The sequence below is a fragment of the Arcicella gelida genome, assembly GCF_034931025.1.
GTDB classification, from domain to species: Bacteria; Bacteroidota; Bacteroidia; order Cytophagales; family Spirosomataceae; genus Arcicella; species Arcicella gelida.
Map to the genome: position 1 here is coordinate 152,114 of NZ_JAYGIL010000010.1, position 19,198 is coordinate 171,311.

14 protein-coding genes are annotated in these 19,198 nt (G+C 33.9%); 8 read left to right on the top strand and 6 right to left on the bottom strand.

Annotation, left to right across the window (positions count from 1 at the left end):
* Positions 1–17 precede the first annotated feature (17 nt).
* Entirely contained in the window at positions 18–713 is a 696-nt protein-coding gene (locus VB776_RS10295; RefSeq protein WP_323328678.1) for an ABC transporter ATP-binding protein, read from the bottom strand.
* A gap of 420 nt (positions 714–1,133) precedes the next feature.
* Here VB776_RS10295 and VB776_RS10300 point away from each other — a divergent pair, with 420 nt between their 5' ends.
* The 5 genes from VB776_RS10300 (at position 1,134) to VB776_RS24565 (ending at position 7,426) form a co-directional block, all read left to right on the top strand.
* Entirely contained in the window at positions 1,134–2,633 is a 1,500-nt protein-coding gene (locus VB776_RS10300) for an ankyrin repeat domain-containing protein (RefSeq protein WP_323328680.1), read from the top strand.
* Between the two features lie 228 nt (positions 2,634–2,861).
* Positions 2,862–3,353 (top strand): DUF2271 domain-containing protein, encoded by a 492-nt coding sequence (locus tag VB776_RS10305; protein WP_323328682.1) that lies wholly within the window; start codon positions 2,862–2,864, stop codon positions 3,351–3,353.
* A 14-nt stretch (positions 3,354–3,367) separates the two neighbouring features.
* Positions 3,368–5,557 carry a PepSY domain-containing protein gene (locus tag VB776_RS10310; RefSeq protein ID WP_323328684.1) on the top strand — a complete coding sequence of 730 codons (2,190 nt, stop codon included), beginning with the start codon at positions 3,368–3,370 and terminating at the stop codon, positions 5,555–5,557.
* A 470-nt stretch (positions 5,558–6,027) separates the two neighbouring features.
* Positions 6,028–6,918: a DUF5677 domain-containing protein gene (locus VB776_RS10315; protein WP_323328686.1), complete on the top strand. Its 891-nt coding sequence runs from the start codon at positions 6,028–6,030 to the stop codon at positions 6,916–6,918.
* Positions 6,919–7,276: 358 nt separating this feature from the next.
* Positions 7,277–7,426 (top strand): PD-(D/E)XK nuclease family transposase, encoded by a 150-nt coding sequence (locus VB776_RS24565; protein WP_407653815.1) that lies wholly within the window; start codon positions 7,277–7,279, stop codon positions 7,424–7,426.
* Positions 7,427–7,546: 120 nt separating this feature from the next.
* On the opposite strand, the gene VB776_RS10320 is transcribed toward VB776_RS24565, so the two are convergent.
* The 5 genes from VB776_RS10320 to VB776_RS10340 all read right to left on the bottom strand — a co-directional run bounded on the left by VB776_RS10320 (position 7,547) and on the right by VB776_RS10340 (position 12,223).
* Positions 7,547–8,770 (bottom strand): cation:proton antiporter, encoded by a 1,224-nt coding sequence (locus VB776_RS10320; RefSeq protein ID WP_323328688.1) that lies wholly within the window; start codon positions 8,768–8,770, stop codon positions 7,547–7,549.
* A gap of 1 nt (position 8,771) precedes the next feature.
* A complete protein-coding gene (locus VB776_RS10325; protein WP_323328690.1) occupies positions 8,772–10,082 on the bottom strand; it encodes a TIGR00341 family protein in 1,311 nt (436 codons plus the stop codon).
* 379 nt (positions 10,083–10,461) lie between these two features.
* Positions 10,462–10,782: a hypothetical protein gene (locus VB776_RS10330; RefSeq protein WP_323328692.1), complete on the bottom strand. Its 321-nt coding sequence runs from the start codon at positions 10,780–10,782 to the stop codon at positions 10,462–10,464.
* Positions 10,783–11,098: 316 nt separating this feature from the next.
* A complete protein-coding gene (locus VB776_RS10335; protein WP_323328694.1) occupies positions 11,099–11,311 on the bottom strand; it encodes a transposase in 213 nt (70 codons plus the stop codon).
* A gap of 174 nt (positions 11,312–11,485) precedes the next feature.
* Positions 11,486–12,223, bottom strand: coding sequence for an NUDIX hydrolase (locus VB776_RS10340; protein ID WP_323328696.1), 738 nt, complete (start codon positions 12,221–12,223; stop codon positions 11,486–11,488).
* Positions 12,224–13,066: 843 nt separating this feature from the next.
* On the opposite strand from VB776_RS10340, the gene VB776_RS10345 reads away from it, so the two are divergent.
* The 3 genes from VB776_RS10345 (at position 13,067) to VB776_RS10355 (ending at position 19,144) form a co-directional block, all read left to right on the top strand.
* Complete coding sequence (locus VB776_RS10345) at positions 13,067–13,486, top strand: hypothetical protein (RefSeq protein WP_323328698.1); 420 nt, start codon at positions 13,067–13,069, stop codon at positions 13,484–13,486.
* Positions 13,487–13,617: 131 nt separating this feature from the next.
* Positions 13,618–16,548 carry a TonB-dependent receptor gene (locus tag VB776_RS10350; RefSeq protein ID WP_323328700.1) on the top strand — a complete coding sequence of 977 codons (2,931 nt, stop codon included), beginning with the start codon at positions 13,618–13,620 and terminating at the stop codon, positions 16,546–16,548.
* A 145-nt stretch (positions 16,549–16,693) separates the two neighbouring features.
* Entirely contained in the window at positions 16,694–19,144 is a 2,451-nt protein-coding gene (locus VB776_RS10355) for a glycoside hydrolase family 2 TIM barrel-domain containing protein (RefSeq protein WP_323328702.1), read from the top strand.
* Positions 19,145–19,198 lie beyond the last annotated feature (54 nt).

The following is a 19,198-nucleotide window of genomic DNA, read 5'->3' on the forward strand; positions in this document are numbered from 1 at the left end:
TTTTTGTGTGTTAGTTTTTATACCGTTTGTAAATACAATTGTTCTAATTCATTCGCTGATATATCTTTTGCCTCTATCACCGAAACTAGATTTCCTTCTTTCATAATTCCGATGCGGTGGGCTACTTCTTTGGCACGAAAAATATCATGCGTTGCCATCAAAATAGCAGTTCCGTTAGCAGAAAGTTCTTTCAAGATTTCTGAAAATTCATTAGAAGCTTTTGGATCTAATCCCGAAGTTGGTTCATCCAAGAGTAAAGCTTTAGCATTTTTAGCAATGGCGATGGCGATGCCAACTTTTTGTCGCATTCCTTTTGAATAACCTCCTAAATTTTGCTGATGAGCCTTTTTTTGTAGTCCAGCTTTACTTAAAAATGACCCAAGTTCTTCTTGAGAATATGAAAAGCCAGCCAACGCACTAAAAAACTCAAGGTTTTCGATGCCCGTCAAGTTCGGATAAAGCATTACCGTTTCAGGTATATACGCTAAGTGTTGCTTGGTTTCATGGGTGTTTTCTACTACATCAATATTATTGATGGAAACTGTTCCTTCGCTTGGTTGAATAAAGCCCAAGAAAAGATTAATGGTTGTGGTTTTGCCCGCTCCGTTTTGTCCTAATAAGGCGAAAATCTCACCTTCTTTGATGGTGAGATTCAAACGGTTTAGAGCAACATGATTACCGTATTTTTTAGTAAGGTTTTTAGCTATTAGCATGTCGAAATAGTGTTTATTCTTTTGCAATGATGTTGCAAATATAGATGTTTTATTTTACTTGCAATGATGTTGCAAATAAAATAAACTAAGAGATTGACTTAGCTGATTAAATTTCAAGCAATATTCTAGCACATTAAGCTGGGCTGAGATGAAAAGCTGGTACTTTGCTTGCAGTCCATTTTGGTGGATTGCCATAATGTACTTGTTTATCTTGATAAGTATTAAAATTGCTTGTACTTCTTAGATTTATGCCATTTTAATGCGATTCTTTTTCAAATTCAATTTTTTAATAAAAAGAAACTCACTACTTTTACGGTAATTTATAATCAGTCTAAATAAATGACCTTGATTTTACTATTTAATTGTTGAGTAGTCTAAGTCGTTCTAATTATCATTAAACAAGTATTTCAAAATATTATCATGAAAAAACTAATCATTGCATTATTTACAGTTGTTTCATTCACAGCAAAATCGCAACAAAATGTACTGTTGGATCAGTCATTCTGGAAAAACCAACCTAGTGTAAGTACGATTAAGGCTGAAGTAGAGAAAGGCAATAATCCTTCGCAACTCAATGCTATGTCTTTTGACCCAGTAGTGATGGCAATCAACGCTCAAGCACCTAATGAATCTATTAAATTTTTATTATCTCAGGCTGGAAATACAACCGATAAATTAACTCATGATGGTCGTACTTATTTGCACTGGGCTGCTAGTAAAGGCAATGTAGAAATTATGGAGTTTTTAGTAGCGAAAGGTGCAAAAGCAAATGTAGAGGATAGTCACGGTTTTACACCCTTGAACTTTGCTGCTACAGGCGGACAAACGAATACTCAAATTTATGATATTTGTTTGCGTAGCGGTGCTGATTTGAAAAAAGACCTTAATCACGATGGAGCGAATGCACTTCTATTGGCTGTGGCAAATGACAAAGACCTTGTTTTAACCAATTATTTTATCTCAAAAGGACTTGATTTAAAAAGTACTGATGCAGAAGGAAACAACGCATTTGCTTATGTAGCCAGAAGTGGAAATATAGCAGCCATGAAAACCTTGATAGAAAAAGGAGTAAGTGCTACTGACCAAGCGTTTATTATGGCGGCACAAGGTAGTCGTAGAGGAGCAAATAGCATCGAAGTATATCAATTTCTTGAAAGTTTGAAATTAAAGCCGACTGCAATTAGCAAAAGTGGAGAAAATGCTCTTCATTTTATCGTGCGTAAACCTAAACAAAATGATATTATCGCTTATTTCTTAGCAAAAGGTGTTGATGTTAATAAAGCTGATAATGATGGAAATACAGTATTGATGAATGCTGCTTCGTCGAGTCGTGATACAAGTGCTTTGGGCTTGTTGCTTCCTCATGTAAAAAATATTAATCAAGGTAATTCAAAAGGTGTAACAGCTTTAGCGATGGCTGTTCGTAGTAATTCACCAGAAATTGTACAGTATTTGCTAAACAAAGGTGCTTCGGTAAAGGTAACTGATAAGAATGGTGATAATCTTGCGGCTTATCTTATCCAGTCGTACAGTAGTGGAGAAGGTCGCCAAGCATTTGGTGGTCCCAAACCAGAAGACTTCGATACGAAATTAAAAGTACTTCAAGAAAAAGGGTTTGATGTAAAAACGCCACAAAAAAATGGCAATACTCTGTTTCATTTAGCGATTGCTAAAAGTGATTTATCTTTGTTGAAGCGTGTTCAGGCAATGGGCGTGGATATAAATGCTAAAAATAGCGAAGGACTTACCGCTTTGCACAGAGCTGCTATGGTTGCCAAAGATGATGCCATTTTAAAATATCTTTTATCAATCGGTGCTTTGAAAGAATCAGTTACCAATTTCAAAGAAACAGCTTTTGACTTAGCAAGCGAAAACGAAACTTTAGCTAAAAGTAAAATATCTATCAACTTTTTAAAATAAATTGGAGAGATTGTGAATTTTCATTTACAATTAGTGCTGTATGAATGTATATTCAAAATATTTTTGACCAATAATTTGTGGTAGCGGCAACCCTTGCGGTTGCCACGCATGAAATAAAAGGCAACCGCAAGGGTTGCCGCTACTTTGTGTTAAAAAATAATTTTAAACCTTCAATAGTACTCATTCACGATTCACAACTAACTCATTCACCAACTCACTCAATAAATTATGCGTAATTTCTGTAAAATTGGCTTGTTTATTTTCATGTTAAGCCTTGTTCAATCTTTTACTTCATCGGCTCAAACGGCTACTACCAAGTACAAATGTATGATTCAGATGACCAACTACATGGGCGAAGGTGCTTATATCGTCGTATCTGTTGTTGATGCAAAAGGTGCTTATGACAAAACCTTGTATGTATTAGGTGCAGACAAAAAATGGTATAAAAGTTTAAAAGAATGGCATAAAGCTTATTCTAAAAAACCAAGTAATATTAGTGCTATTACAGGAGCTTCGGCGGCTGGTGGCGATAGAAGTGTTATCGTTTTTGAAATAGAAAATTCAAAACTTAACGCAAACTATAAATTACGCTTTGAAAGTGCAGTAGAAGACAAACCATATTATGTTAAAGACCTTGAAGTGCCTTTGACTACAGAAGGACTTGCTGCCAAAAGTGAAGGTACAGGCTATATTCGCTATGTACGTTTTAGTGCTAACTAATCAGGTATCAATCTATGACAATTTCAATCTGGAGATACAGCCACTTAATACTGGCTGTATCTTCTTTTTTATTCCTTGCTCTGGCTTCAATAACGGGTGTAATTCTTGCTTTTGAACCTATCGCCGATACCGTAAATACACATCAAGTTGCTGATTTTAAAAGTATTACTTTGTCGCAGACACTTCCACAATTACGGAAAAAATATCCTGATATTAGTGAATTAAGTGTGAATGCTCATCAATCAGTTATCATCAAAGGCAGTAACATCGACGGAAAAAATAAAGAGGTTTATGTAAATCCGATTGATGGAAAAGTACTCGGCATTCCTTCGCCCAAAAATGAGTTTTTTCAGTGGACAACCGATTTACACCGTTCTCTTTTCATCCACGAAACGGGTCGTTTTTTGATTGGCTTAACGGCTTTTTTATTACTCCTAATTAGCATTTCGGGAACGATACTTATCATTCAAAGACAAAGAGGTTTAAAGCGATTTTTCACCAAAATAGTCAAAGAGAATTTTGCTCAATACTATCACGTAGTGTTAGGACGCTTGTCGCTGATTCCGATATTAGTGATTGCCCTGACGGGAACGTATCTTTCTTTGGTAAGATTCGAGCTTATCAAAAGCGAAAAAGTATCTTTAGACATAGACTTTGATGCCATCAAATCTTCGCCTGAACAAAAGCCAGAAGATTTTGCCATCTTTAAAAACACCAAACTTTCGGAAGTAGAAAGCATAGAATTTCCTTTTTCGGAAGACGTAGAGGATTATTACACTTTCAAATTGAAAGATAGAGAGCTTGCGGTCAACCAAATTACAGGAGAAATTCTGGCTGAAAAACAGTATCCTACGGCTCAGTTATTGACCAATCTTAGCCTTGATTTGCATACGGGCAGAACAGGTTTTCTGTGGGCAATTATTTTGGCAATAGCTTCTTGCAATATTCTTTTCTTTATTTATTCAGGCTTTGCGATTACTTTTAAACGAAGAGCAAAGGGCATCAAAAACAAGTACAGTGCCGAAGAAAGCAAATTTATCATTTTGGTAGGTTCTGAAAACGGAAGTACTTTACAGTTTGCTTCGTCGGTGCATGAGCAATTGATTCAAAATGGCGAAAAATCATTTTTGGCTGAAATGAATCAATATCAGATTTATCCAAAAGCTGAATATTTGTTGGTGATGACCGCCACTTATGGCTTAGGCGACGCTCCTACCAACGCCCAAAAGTTTACTTCATTATTGGCAAAATATCCACAGACAAACCCCATTCGTTTTTCAGTGTTGGGTTTTGGTTCGCACGCTTATCCAGATTTTTGTCAGTTTGCTTTTGAAGTAAATCAATTATTGACTCAGCAAAATTGGGCAAAACCTTTGGTGGGCATTCATACCGTTTCCGACAAATCGCCAAGTGAATTTGGTTTGTGGGCTGAGGCTTGGACACAGCAAACAAATTTGCCAATTTCCTTGAAAATTGAGCGTCCTAAAGTAGAAGAAATGAGTACTTTGAAAGTACTTCAACATACAAAAGATACTTTTTCGGAAGATACTTTTATGCTTCGCTTTGTTCCGCAAGAAAGAGTAAAAGTTACTTCGGGAGATTTATTGGCAATTTATCCCGCCAACGACCACCGAGAAAGATTGTATTCGATTGGATTGATTGACAAAGAAATTCAGTTGAGCGTTAAGCTTCATCCCAATGGTTTAGGCTCAAATTACTTGTACAATTTGAATGCGGAAGAAACGATTTCAGCTAAAATCGTCAGAAATAAAGCTTTTCATTTTCCTAAAAAAGCAAGTGCCGTAATGATGATTTGCAACGGAACGGGCATTGCTCCTTTTCTGGGCATGATTAGTCAAAATAAAAAGAAGATTCCTTCACAGCTTTATTGCGGTTTTCGAGCCAATACTTCTTTGGAAATTTACGAAGCATCGCTTAAAGCATTTCAAGAAAATCAGCAATTGCAACAACTAAATATTGCTTTATCCAGAGAAGGAACGAAACAATATGTAGGCGATTTAGTAAAACGAGATGCCGAACAATTTGCTGAAGTGTTACAAAACAAAGGCGTAATTATGATTTGTGGCTCGCTGGCAATGCAAAAAGATGTAGTTGAAGTACTGGATAAGATTTGTCAGGAAAAAATTGAGAAAAGTGTAAGCTACTTCCAATCGCATGGACAGATTTTGATGGACTGTTATTAATGGTGATTGAGTGAATTGTGAATGAGTGATTTACAGAATATTCACTTGGCATTACCCCACTATCCAATGTTATTAGCATTGGATAGTGGGGTTTTTACTTTGCGGTTTTCTTCATATTTATACGGGAAATTGCGTGAAAAAGATGGGTAAACCTATCTCAGAGATAGGACATCCTATCTTTTTCACGCAAAAAACCGCAAAAAAGACCCGTCAATCTATCATTTAGATAGCTCATCCTATCTAAATGATAGGCTCTCCCATCTCCGAGATGGATTGATGATTCTTTTAGATAGATCGTCCTCTCCTAAATACTCATTGCGTACCTTCACTTCATTTGGAAAATAAACAAATCTTTGATAATGCTATGAGTATATTTGTTTTTAATTTGATACTTTGAGGCTTGAAAGATTTTCTATTTAAACAATACAAAAAGAACTACAATTTCCCCCCACCATAATTTAACCATTCAATTGAAAATATTGAAACATCCGTTTGAAAGTAATCCAGATGAATTTTACGAATATTTATTACTTGGACCTTTAACTGCAATTTATTTAGCCAAGAAAAAAACTCAGTTTAATATCATAAAAGAATTCTCCAACCTACTAATTGATAAATTTGCTATTCACTCTTCTTCTTTCTTTCACTTATCTAAAGGTATTATAGAACTGAAAAAATCTAACGAAAAGATAAAAATGAAAGGTTTCGACTTATTTACAGTCAACTCTACATTTAGGACTATGATGGAGAGTTATGCTACGTTCAATAATATTTTCGTAGAACCAAAATCAGAGGAAGAGGAAGAATTTAGATTTCTACTATGGAAACTTGATGGTCTATTTGATAAAGAAAAGTTTGATATTGGAGAAAATGATTTTCCTGAAGCAAAAGAACTACTAGAAAGAGATAAAAAAATATTAGCTGAAACTGTTGCTAAAATTGAAGCCTGTAATTTCTACAATGTTTTGCCAAAATTGGAATTAGAAAAAGTTTATAAACCTGATAAATCAAAAACAAATTGGAGATTCCTAATTGATGACAATTTAAAAGTTACACCTTTAAAAATTACAGACTTAATTAAACATACTTGTAAAACAAAAGGATTTATAAACAACTACAGATACACTTCTACTCATGCTCATACAAATTATTTATCGATTGAACATTTTAAGCAAACTCGTGGAATTCCAATACCTGATGAATATGTAAATCCTATAACGAAACTTGCAATTTATCTTACCTGTTTAATGATTTCTGATATTACTCTTATTGATGATAATGCAAAAAAGGTATTTCAGAATCTTCCAAATGAAGTAAAAGAATATGTAACAGGAATAACTAAAGCAATTAAAAAACAATAAAAGTAGCCACCTTTGTTACTCTAAGTCTTTTCAACTTGAAAAATAAATAAAATACAGGGTGAACCAAAGACTAAAAACAACAACCGCACAAAATATGACTGACCTAACCAACATTTACAAATTTGTTTAAAGGTTTTAGATACAAAACGATGCGACGATTCGCCAGAATTACTTTAAAGAAAGAACTATTTATTATTCAACTTTTCCAATTCGTGAACAAGCTGAAAAGGGCGAATGGAACTATAGAAAGCGGTTTATTGTGTTGGCATTTTGGATTTTACATTTGACGATTACGAAAATGAACCTGAAAAAAATGAAGTAGTTCATACCATTAAGCTCAAAAACCCCAAACGGCAAGATTTTCTACGACAGATTGACTTATATTTATCTTGAAATGCCCAATTTTAAGCAGACAGAGACTGACTTACAAATCCGTTTGGATAAATGGCTGTATTTTATCAAACATTTAGAGGATTTTCAAACTATTCCAACAATCATTCAAAAATGAAAAATCCACCCAAAACTTGAGTGGATTGTATAGTAAATCTATTTAGAAAAATAATTTCTAAGGAAAGCCTACATGGCTTTCAGCCACCACGAACCCTTAGCTATTATAGGCAGGCATTCGTTAGCCTGACTTTGCAAGTTTTTCAATTGTCAAACCTTGTATTACAATACTGAACAGTACACAAAAATATGTTGCTATTAAGAGAATGTTCTTTGTTTCACTGTCTGGCAGTGATAGAACCAATGCTAAAGAAAGTCCGCCACGCAAACCGCCCCAAATAATAAGTTTAGCTTCTTTGTTGTCAAGCTTTAGAAGTTTAGGAAACAGTAAATGAGGAAAATAAACAATGATAGTTCTTGAAAGTAGAACTATAAAAATTGAAATTAATCCTAAAAGGATATAGCTTCTTTTAAAATCAATCACAATCAATACAAATGCAATTAAGATAAAAAGAATAGCATTTAGAATTACATCAACTAACTCCCAAAACTTATGTACGTATTCCTTTGTCGTATCACTCATTGCAAGGTTTTGTTTATAGTTTCCAACCATTAGCCCCATTACAACCATTGCCAATGCTCCTGAAATATGAATGTAATTACAAAGAGCATAACCTCCCATTACAAATGCAAGCGTCAATAGTATTTCTGTTTCGTAATGGTCTATAGATTTTAAAAATAAATGCAAACAATAGCCTAAAATTAATCCCGCTACTATACCTCCAACCGCTTCTTCAAGAAACAGCAGTCCAAAATGTGAAAAACTAAAATTGCCTGAATTTAACGTGTCTAATAAAGCAATAAAAACGACAACACCTACACCGTCATTAAATAGGCTTTCGCCAACTATTTTTTCTTCCGTTTTTTTAGGCACATTTGCTTTGGTCAGAATACCCAATACTGCAATTGGGTCGGTTGGGGAAATTAATGCACCAAAAAGTAAGCAATAAATAAAATCCAAATGCAATTGTAATAATTGAGATATACCGAAAAGTAATCCTGCAATGATTATCGTTGAAAGCAAAACGCCACCCAATGCAAATACAGCAATTGGTTTTATTTGCTTTTTTAAGCCTTCCCAATTAGTGTGCATTGCACCTGCAAAAAGTAAGAAGCCCAATAAGACATCTAAAATTATCTTATCTATTTTTACATTGGCTATTGCCTGTTTAATATCATCGTAAGGTAAATTCAGCCAAAGCCTTGAACTAAATACAATGAGAGATAAAATTGTAGAAAGCAAGAATAAGCCAATAACAAAAGGAAGTTTTAAAAACTTTTGATTGATATAAGCAAAACCTGCTGATAGGCAAATAAGCGTAACTACTGCGAAGTAAATATTCATTTTATTTTTCTGTTTCTATGATTTCAATGCTGTCAATACTTAATTTTTTAAGCATCCAAGTTTTTAATTTGTCTTTATCGGTATCAATTAGTTTTGGTTTTGAATTATAAATTAATAAAGTGGAAAGTCTTGTACTGTCTTTTAATGCTATATTTTGTTTGGAAACTGAAACAGAACTTATTGTTGGGAAAAATATATTTATTTCTGCAAGTAATTGCTTATTGTCAAAAGTGCTTTCACTTAGTTTTTGCTCCAAAAGTGCAATACTCTTGTCTTTTTCGCTTAAGGCGTTATCTTTTTTATTTACTTCATTTAGAATATCGTCTTTAAGGCTTTGTAAATTGTCAGAAGAGTTCTGCCTGATGAAGAGTTTAGTATTGGATAGCCCTGAAACTTTGAGTTTTTCATTAAGTTGTTGTACTTCGGTTTCAGTAAATACTTTTTTTAAAAAAGCTAATTCAATTATTTTAGAAGTCGTGGAGTAGTTTATCCTTTTATAAACCAAAGTACTTCCATTCTCCACAAATTCCTTTTCAATAAAATTATTAGCTAATTGTTTAAACTGTTGCTCTTTGTATAGAGTGAAAGCAAAGAACGCACTTGGCAAAAGCATTAATAAGACAATTGCCGTTACTCCATATCTAACTTGCTTTTGATGCTTAATGTCTATTTGTTTAGAGGCTGGATACTTTAAATACTTAACAATGCTATAAGTTGCAATGCAAATAAAAACGCAGTTGATACTATACAAAAACAAAGCACCTAAAAAGAATTTCCAATTTGCAGTCGCAAGTCCGTAACCTGCTGTGCAAAGTGGCGGCATTAAAGCAGTAGCAATTGCAACTCCTGGAATTGGGTTTCCTTTCTCTACTCTTGTTATGGCTATTACACCTGCTAAACCACCAAAGAAAGCTATAAGAACATCATAAATATTAGGGGAAGTCCTTGCTAATAATTCTGATTGAATTTCTTTGAATGGGCTTAAATAAAAATAAAGTGTCGCCACAATTAAGCTGGCGACTGTTGCAATTAAAAGGTTAAACAATGATTTCCGCAAAAGAGTGAAGTCATAAATACCCAATGCAAAACCTGCCCCAACGATTGGTCCCATTAATGGCGAAATTAGCATTGCTCCAATAATTACGGCTGTTGAGTTTACATTCAGTCCGATCGAAGCAACCATAATTGCACAAGCCAAAATCCAAAGGTTAGAACCTGTAAAAGAAATATTGCCTTTTACATTGTCTAAGGTTTTTTGTTTGTCTTCTTCGCCTTTATTCAGGTTAAATAAGTCAGTTATAAAATTTGTCATATTGTTGTCTCTTCAAAGGTTATAGGGTGTCCGCTATGCTTGCCTATAATGTTCGTATTAGCGAAGTAGTTAGCATCGCTGTTTATTTCGCCAATACAAACTTAACGGGTTTCGTTCTTAATATGTAATTTTTTGAAATGTCTTTCTTATCGTTTGTAAGCCGTCTTATCCCAGAAATCAGTAATTTGATAACCTGCTTTTTGAAGTATCTCAGCTACAGTGCGAAAAGCATCAATTGTTGTTCAAAGATTAGCCTTAATTTCCTCAAATTAAGTGCATTGTCAACTTTACTATTAATATCTGCAAGATTAGATGTTATACACTTTTGTAAATACTGTAATGATTTGAATAAGATGCAGATTTCTGTAGTAGAAGCCGTTTAAACTTTTATTTTTTTACTAATTTTTCGTATTAAAATGATTGAGAATGCCATAAAATGCAGAGAAATCCAATTTTGTACTAAAAATTCAAACCTAACCAGAAGAGCTTTAAATCCATCTAACCAAGCGTTTGTACGTTCAATCACATACCTCCCCTTGTTAAGCTCTTCATCAAAAATAGTTGTTTCAGCTTTGGGTAAGGTATCTTCTCTTTTATTTCTCGAATTAGATTTAATATTAGCGATGATATCTTCCTTAAAACAAGCTTCTTTTAATTCTTTTGAGCGGTTCGACGCAGCGATCAAAACCTCTGTCTGCATTTAAAAATAAGCCATCTAACTTTATCTCTGTTTCTTTTAGCATATCACATAATTCTTTAAATAAAGTAGTTATTTCATACAAATCATGATGATTTCCTGCTTGAAGAGTACACATTGATAGCACAATCCATTGATTATCAGCCAAAAACAAGGCATTCATTGTCTTACATGACTTTCTCCCTTGATAAGCAACTGACTCTCCTCCATTATTAGCAGGCGTATGAGAATCATCTAATGCAAGGCTTGATAAATCAAGATATTGTCGATTTTCTTTGAGTAAATTAATGAAAACTTTCTGCCAACAACCTAATCTACTCTATTTATTATAGTGGTAATAGACAGTATTCCATGATAAAATAGTATTACTAAAGAATTCTTTTGTCGGTAATTCCCGCCACTGACAGCCCGTTTTTAATCTATATAAAATAGCTTCAATTAATTCTGACAAAGGTATTGTGGGCTCAAAATCACTACTTCCTACTGATAAATATGGGATAATCCACTTCTCTATTGTAGTTTTACTTAACATTCCCTCTAGGCGATATTTAATGATTCGATACCACAGAATTCGCACTTAGTTGGGAATGTTTTGCATTTGTTTAAACAGCTTCGTTATCAATTCTTTTTCTTGAGTTTTAAATTTCAAAATCTTTTGTAGTTATTTTTTGGTAAGGGGGTAAATGTGTTTTGTTAATTACACGAGCTAACTTTTAAATTTATATAAGTATGGTGCTTTATTTTTTGCACCAGTATATTTTTTTTCAAGCCTTTCTAATACGTTCATTTCTAATATTTTCTTCTGAAAATTAGTTCTCACGAACTCTTTTTCATAAATAGTTTCATACAACTCCTGTATTTCTTTAATGGTAAACGTTTCTGGTAGTAGTTTAAATGCACTTATTTTTTCGTCTAAATGTACTCTTAGGGCATTCCTTGCTTCCATAATAATTTGTTCATGATCCATAATCATTTCAGGGATGTCTTTTATATTGAACCAACTAATAGATTGGTCTAATGAGCTTTTTTGTGGGACCACTTTATTAATATCCACTAAAGCATAATATCCAATAGAAATAAATCTTTTAGTAAACCATTCATGTTCTCTAGCGGCAGTATTTTGGTCACTCACAATATCAGGATTGAGTGCCGTTAATTTATCCAGAAAAGTAGTGCTATTTCTTTTAGCTTGTCCAAATACTTGAAATTGCTCTAAATACACATTTTCCAGTCCAGTTCTTTCATGAAGAATTCTTTTTGCTGCATCATTTACATCTTCGTCTTGAAAAACAAACCCACTTGGTAGTGCGAAAAAATCCCCATTAAATATTAGTTTAGGAACTAATACCTTTATCTCTTTATTAGAATACCCCAGAATAACACAATCAATGGTTATTTGATGAATATAATTTAGTTTACTAGGGGCATAATTTTTTAATTCCATGAAGTTTTAAATGTTTTATTTATATGTATGAATTGGAGATTCTCTATCAACTCATCTAAGTTAGATTCTAGTTTTTGACTAATTATACACTTTTAGTGTGTGTATTTTTATGTTTTGGAGTACTTATTAATATTCAAAAAAAATATTACATCATTAGATCTTATCACGGTTTGATACAGTAGAAAACTAAACCGTAAATTAATGATTTTGGATCACTGGATAATTCATATTTTACGCAGAGATTCACATTTTAAATGTTATAGATTGATTTGTAAAATATCGATACACAATAAACCGTGATAATGTCTATTAAATGATTATTAAACTGCATTTCAATTTGATGGTGATATCGCACAAAATTACACTTATTTAGATTTTTTTCTTGTCGTTATTTTAATGACTCACATCCTCAAAATTTAGCTCTCTGATTTTTGTGAAAATCCTTACGACTACAAATGTATTAAAAAAATAAAATTTATAGTATAAAAAATATACAATATAGTTTTTTTATATAACTTTGTCATGGAATAATTAAATATATAACAAAATGACTATAGATATATTCAAATAAACCTATTTCCAATGGGTATAAACAGCTTATACAGAGAATTTTTCGTTGAGACTTCATAATCCTTTTTGTGTCTCTGTTGACACTAGAGTGGTTACGTATATTGTAAAAAGGTAGGAAAAGCTGATGCCAATAAGAGAGCTGAAGATTTTGACGAAGCACAACTTAGATAAAGGATACTTTCGACAGAATGTCAAGTTGATGCCTCTCTTTGAAAGAGAATTTATGTTTAAATAATTTTTGCAATCAATTTTTAACTTTAACTAATCAAAACAATGAACAAATCAATTATTATTTTATTGACTTTATTCTTCGGAATTACTCTTAATGGCTTTTCTCAAAGCACTACTCCAAAAGATTTTTTTGTTGGTAAATGGGAATTCACAGTTATGGGAACGCCTAATGGAGATGCTAAATTTTCAACCAATTTAATTCGTAAGGATGGGAAATTAACAGGAGAATTATCTGATCCAACTAACCCAACCAAAGAAAAAATAGCCATTACTAAAATTGAAGATAGTGCTGATAAAATCACTATCTACTTCACATCAAGTGGTTATGATGTAAACTTGGAAATGTCTAAAACTGATGAAAACACCTTAAAAGGAAGTATGATGGGAATGTTTGATGCTAAAGGTATAAGATTAAAAGAATATGATAAACTATCCCGGATTAAAATTTTGAGTACAAATTAAATAGTGTTTAGTGTTAAAAAATTAGTCAATGGTATTTTGACCATTGACTAATTCTGAGTGTGGGTATGGCCACTCACACTCAGAGTAAAATGTTTCATTTCGATTTTCCCTAAAACAAAACGTACAAAAGTATGAAGAAAAATTATTACTCTTTTATGAAATCCTTTAAAATATCATTTTTACAAGGATTAATACTGATAGGTACTGCATTTGTACCTAACGAAGTTCAAGCATCAGTTGGACTTACGTCAATTAAGTATGAGAGAAAAATGAGTGTTTCCATCACAGGAACTATTCTTGGCGAGAAAAAAGAACCTGTAGTAGGAGCAACGATTATGGTGAAAGGAACAAAACAGGGTGTAATTACGGATTTATCGGGTCATTTTAAAATAGATGTGATAGATCCTAACAGTACACTTGTCATCTCTTCGGTCGGTTATGTTACAAAAGAGGTTACTTTATCTGGTAGAACGTCCTTGATAATTGAACTTCTTGAAGATGTTGATGCTTTAGAAGAAGTTGTTGTAACAGGAGTATTCGACAAACGTAGCCGTATGGAGTCATCTGTTGCAATTTCTGTGTTAAATACAAAACAAATACAAATGCAAGCCCCACTTAGTGCGGCAGATTTACTAAAAAATATATCAGGAGTTTTTGTCAATTCAGCTCCCGGAGAAATCCGTAATACTGTTACTTCTCGTGGTGTGACGACGGGAGGAATTGATGGCTCAAGTGGTTATTACTATGTTTCAATGCAAGAAGACGGCTTGCCTGTATTTAATGGAACTTTTGGGACTTTTGGTCCAGATTACTTCTTGCGTTCTGATATTACTATTGGGAAACTTGAAGCAGTAAAAGGTGGAACAGCTTCTATTTTGGGCAATAATGCCCCCGGAGGAATCTTTAACTACGTATCAAAGACAGGAGGAACTGAATTTGCGGGCGAAGTAAGGGGAAAATATGGGCTAGAGGGAAATGGAATAAATCCTTACTATCGTTTCGAAGCAAATTTTGGTGGACCTTTATCAAAAGATAAGACTTTAACGTATAATATCGGGGGTTTTTGGAGACAAAACGATGGTGCAAGATACCCAGGGTATCCGATGAATGAAGGTGGACAAGTAAAGGCGAACGTGGTAAAACATTTTAAAAACAGCTCGTTAAAGTTTTATGCAAAATATTTGAACGATAGAAATACATGGTTTGAATATTTACCAACAATAGGCTTCACGAATCCTCAGTTAGTACCAGGTTTTAAACAAACTAACTCAGTAATGATTCCACCAGTTACAGCTGAATATACAATCAATGATACTGGTGAAAAACAGACCTTTGATTCACGGGATAAAATTCACTCTAAAGAGCTGTCTTTTTCATTAAATTATGATTTACATTTTGGAACAGGATGGACTTTTGAAAATAAATTCAAATACTCTGATAAATCATCTTTTTGGAATGCTACTTCAGTTCCTTATCCTATAGCTGTGGATAACGTAATTTTCTATGGATTAAACAATTTAGCAGGAAAATTTGGCACCTATGATTTCATTGATTTAGCTACTGGACAGAATTTATTAAAGGTAAATCAAGGGCTAAATTTCGTTAATGGTGTACCAGCTGGGATTAAGTTTAGTGTGTTGAATGGAAGTTTGCCGGGGGCTAATGCTTCTCCTAATTCTTTAATTTTCAATCCATTAGTTGTCTTTGATAATAAAGGGAATGAATTTATAGAAAATGCTACTTTATCTAAAAAAATTAACCACATGAGTTTTACAGGGGGTATTTTTTATAGTGTTTCAGATATTAGCCGTAAAAATCCTAGTGGAGTGGGTACAATGTATAATCAAATGACTTCTCCACGTATAAGCCCTACAGCTATCACCTATACAGACGCTAAAGGTGTGGTTTACCAAATCACAAATCCAGATGGTATAACTGGAGGAATGGGAAGAAGTGTTGCAACATCCATTTTTAATGTTAAACAAAGTCAATTAGCAACTTTCTTTGGACATAACTGGGAAATTTCGCCAAAATTGAACTTGGATTGGGGAGTACGTTATGAGACAATTCGTGTAAAAGGAACAAACCAAATAGCTACTCAATTTGCTGCAACAGATGGCGGTACAGATAAAAACCCTTTAACATTATATGATAACTACTCTGCTAAAATTACCAAAAAGTATTCTTATGATAAACCAATTGAAACATTCTCGTTTTCTGGGGGATTAAATTATAGGTTCAATGATGGTTTAGCAATTTACGGTCGTTATTCGCAAGGAAGTAAATCGCCAGATTTAAGCATGTTCTTAAATGTAAGTGCTGCGGCTGATGAGCGTTTTATCAACCCAATTGCACAAAAAATACAACAACTTGAGGCCGGTATTAAACTGAAAAAAGGCAATGCAAGCTTATTTATCACGCCATTTTATAGCTTGTTAAGTAATGTTCCTCAGCAAGTTCAAGGACAAGAAACCGCAGATGTATCAACACTTTATGTTACGCCAGTTGTATATAATAAATACCAAACTCAGGGAATTGAATTTGAATCAAATTATGCTTTTACAAAGAAATTCAGTGTACGAGCGGTAGCAACATTTCAAAAATCAGTCGCTCTTGATTATGGTACTTGGGACTTAGGAGCGAATGGTAATGCAGATGATAAAGTTGTTTATTATTCAGGTAATGAAACCGATAATAATGCACGAGTGATATTACGAGTATCACCATCATACACGACAGGTAAATTATTTGCTTCAATAGATTGGTCTTATATGGGTAGTAGAATGGCAAATGTTGCAAATACATTTAAACTACCTTCATTCAATCAGTCAAATCTTAACGTAGGCTATACAGTTAACAAAAACATTTCATTACAAGCCAATATTAATAATCTCTTTAATCAAAATGGTGTAATGTCATGGTCTGCTCCGGGTTCATTCCCAGCATCATTGAATACGCAAGGCTTTACAAAGGCGAACTTAGAGGCTAATCCCAATGCCGTGTATTATACACTAAGTTTACCTCCAAGAGCTTATTTTTTAACGCTCAGTTACAAATTTTAACATGAGTAATTTAAAGGGCATGATATGAAGTATCAGTATCATGTCCTTTATTCAAAATGCACACGTAAAACTGTACCTATTTTATTTTATCCAAACCATTACACCAGTTATCGTCTTTTCAAAATCTAATTAAACAGTTTAAGAAATGGTATCAAATAAAAACTTAGGGGCTATTATAGGAGGATTTATAGCGCCATTCTTATTTTTATGTCATTCATCCTTGGCACAAGGAGGGAAAAAAACAATTGAGTCAAGAAGAAATATTCCTTTTGATAATGATTGGCTTTTTAGTAAAGATAAAGTTGCTAATGCTCAGCAAATAGCATTCAACGATACTCAATGGCGAAAATTAGATATACCACACGATTGGAGTATCGAAGATTTACCAAATCAAAAAAAGGATACTATTATTGGCCCTTTCGATAGAAAAAGTATGGGGTCCATTTTCACAGGATTTACCAAAGGAGGCACAGCTTGGTATCGTAAAAAGTTTAAAACAGACAAAGTATTTCAAAACAAGCAAGTAAGTATCTATTTCGATGGTATTTATATGAACTCGGATATTTGGTTAAATGGGCATCATTTGGGAAATCATCCGAATGGTTATACTCCTTTCTATTATGATTTAACGCCTTATCTAAATTCAATTGGTCAAGAAAATGTACTGGCTATACAAGTAAGAAATGAAGGAATGAATTCTCGCTGGTATAGTGGTTCGGGTATTTATCGCCATGTTTCACTGATTGTAACCGATGCAACGCATATTGCAACGTGGGGCGTCTATATAACCACCCCTTTGATAGACAAGGAAAAGGCTACTGTGAAAATCCACACAACTATTATTAATGAAAGACAAAAGTCTCAAAGCTTGAGTTTAGTTGCTAAAATCGTAGCTCCAAATGGGAAAATAGTTGGGCAAACAACTCAACAAATAAATAAAAACAGTGCAACGGAGCAACAAATAATTGTCAGTAATCCTAATTTATGGACACTCGAAGCACCTACGCTTTATACGCTCATTTCCGAAATTAAAGAAGGTAATAAAATAATTGACCGAGTAGAAACACCTTTTGGAATCAGGAGTATTCATGTGGATGCTCAAAACGGATTTACCTTAAACGGTAAAAGAGTTTTATTGAAAGGAGGCTGTGTTCATCACGATAATGGTCCTTTGGGTGCGGCGGTTATTGATCGTGCAGAGGAACGAAAAATAGAAATTCTTAAAAAGAATGGCTTTAATGCCATACGCCTAAGCCATAATCCGCCCTCAAAACAATTTCTTGATATTTGTGACAGATTGGGAATGTTGGTAATTGACGAGGCTTTTGATGCTTGGGAAAAAGCTAAATTACCGCAAGATAGTCATACTTTTTTCAAAGATTGGTGGCAAAAAGATTTAGATGCGATGCTTCTTCGAGATAGAAATCATCCTTCTATTATTATGTGGAGTATTGGAAATGAGATTCCTGAAAGAGTAGATAGCTTACAAACCGCAAAAAAATTAGTTGATAGAGTCCATTTAATAGACCCTACTCGTCCAGTAACAGAAGCACTTTGCAAATTTTGGGATAAACCTACTTATAAGTGGGACACAACCGCTAATGCTTTCGCTCTTTTAGATGTTGGTGGCTATAATTACGAATGGCAAAGATATGAGGCTGACCATGAAAAATATCCTAATAGAATTATGGTAGGGTCGGAGTCTCTCCCTAAAGATGCTTTAGAAAACTGGAATTTAGTAGAAAAACATCCTTATATCATTGGAGACTTTGTTTGGACGGCTTTTGATTATCTCGGAGAGGCCTCAACAGGTAATGCAACTTACGATAAAATGGAAAAGAAAGTAAGGCTATTGAAGTATCCTTGGTTTAATGCTTGGTGTGGAGATATTGATTTGGTAGGCAACAAAAAGCCACAATCTTATTACAGAGATGTTGTTTGGAGAAACAGCCCTATAGAAATGGCAGTACATGAACCCATTGCTGATGGTATGGTTGAAAATATAAGTGATTGGGGATGGCCTTTAGAAAAACGAAGCTGGTCGTGGCATGGTGCAGAAGGTAAACCATTGCAAGTAAGAGTATTCTCAAGGGCTTCATTAGTACGTTTATATTTGAATAACCAACTTATTGATGAACAAAAAATAGCCCCAAATAGCATTACGGCAAGATTTCAAGTGCCTTATCAAGCTGGTACACTCAAAGCTGTAAATGTAGAAAATGGTATTGAAACCCAAAGTGTTGTATTAAAAACTGTGGGAGTTGCCAATAAAATTCGCTTAATAGCCGACCGCACTAAAATTAAAGCGAGTAGAAACGATTTGTCTTTTGTTGCAGTAGAAGTCGTGGATGAAAATAATCAAGTTGTACCAACCGCCAATGTAGCGATTCAATTCTCAATCAGTGGCGAAGGTGAATTGACTGGTGTCGGTAGTGCAAGTCCAACTGAAATGGCGAGTTTTCAGCAACCTGTACGAAATACTACTAATGGAAAATGTTTGGCAATACTTAGACCTACAGGTAAAAAAGGGAACATCGTTTTGAAAGCATATTCAAATGGGTTAGCAGCTACTCAAATCGTTATTAGTGTTCAATGAAATAGTACTCATTGTACTTTCAATATCAATATTAAAGATGTCTTCAAAATAATA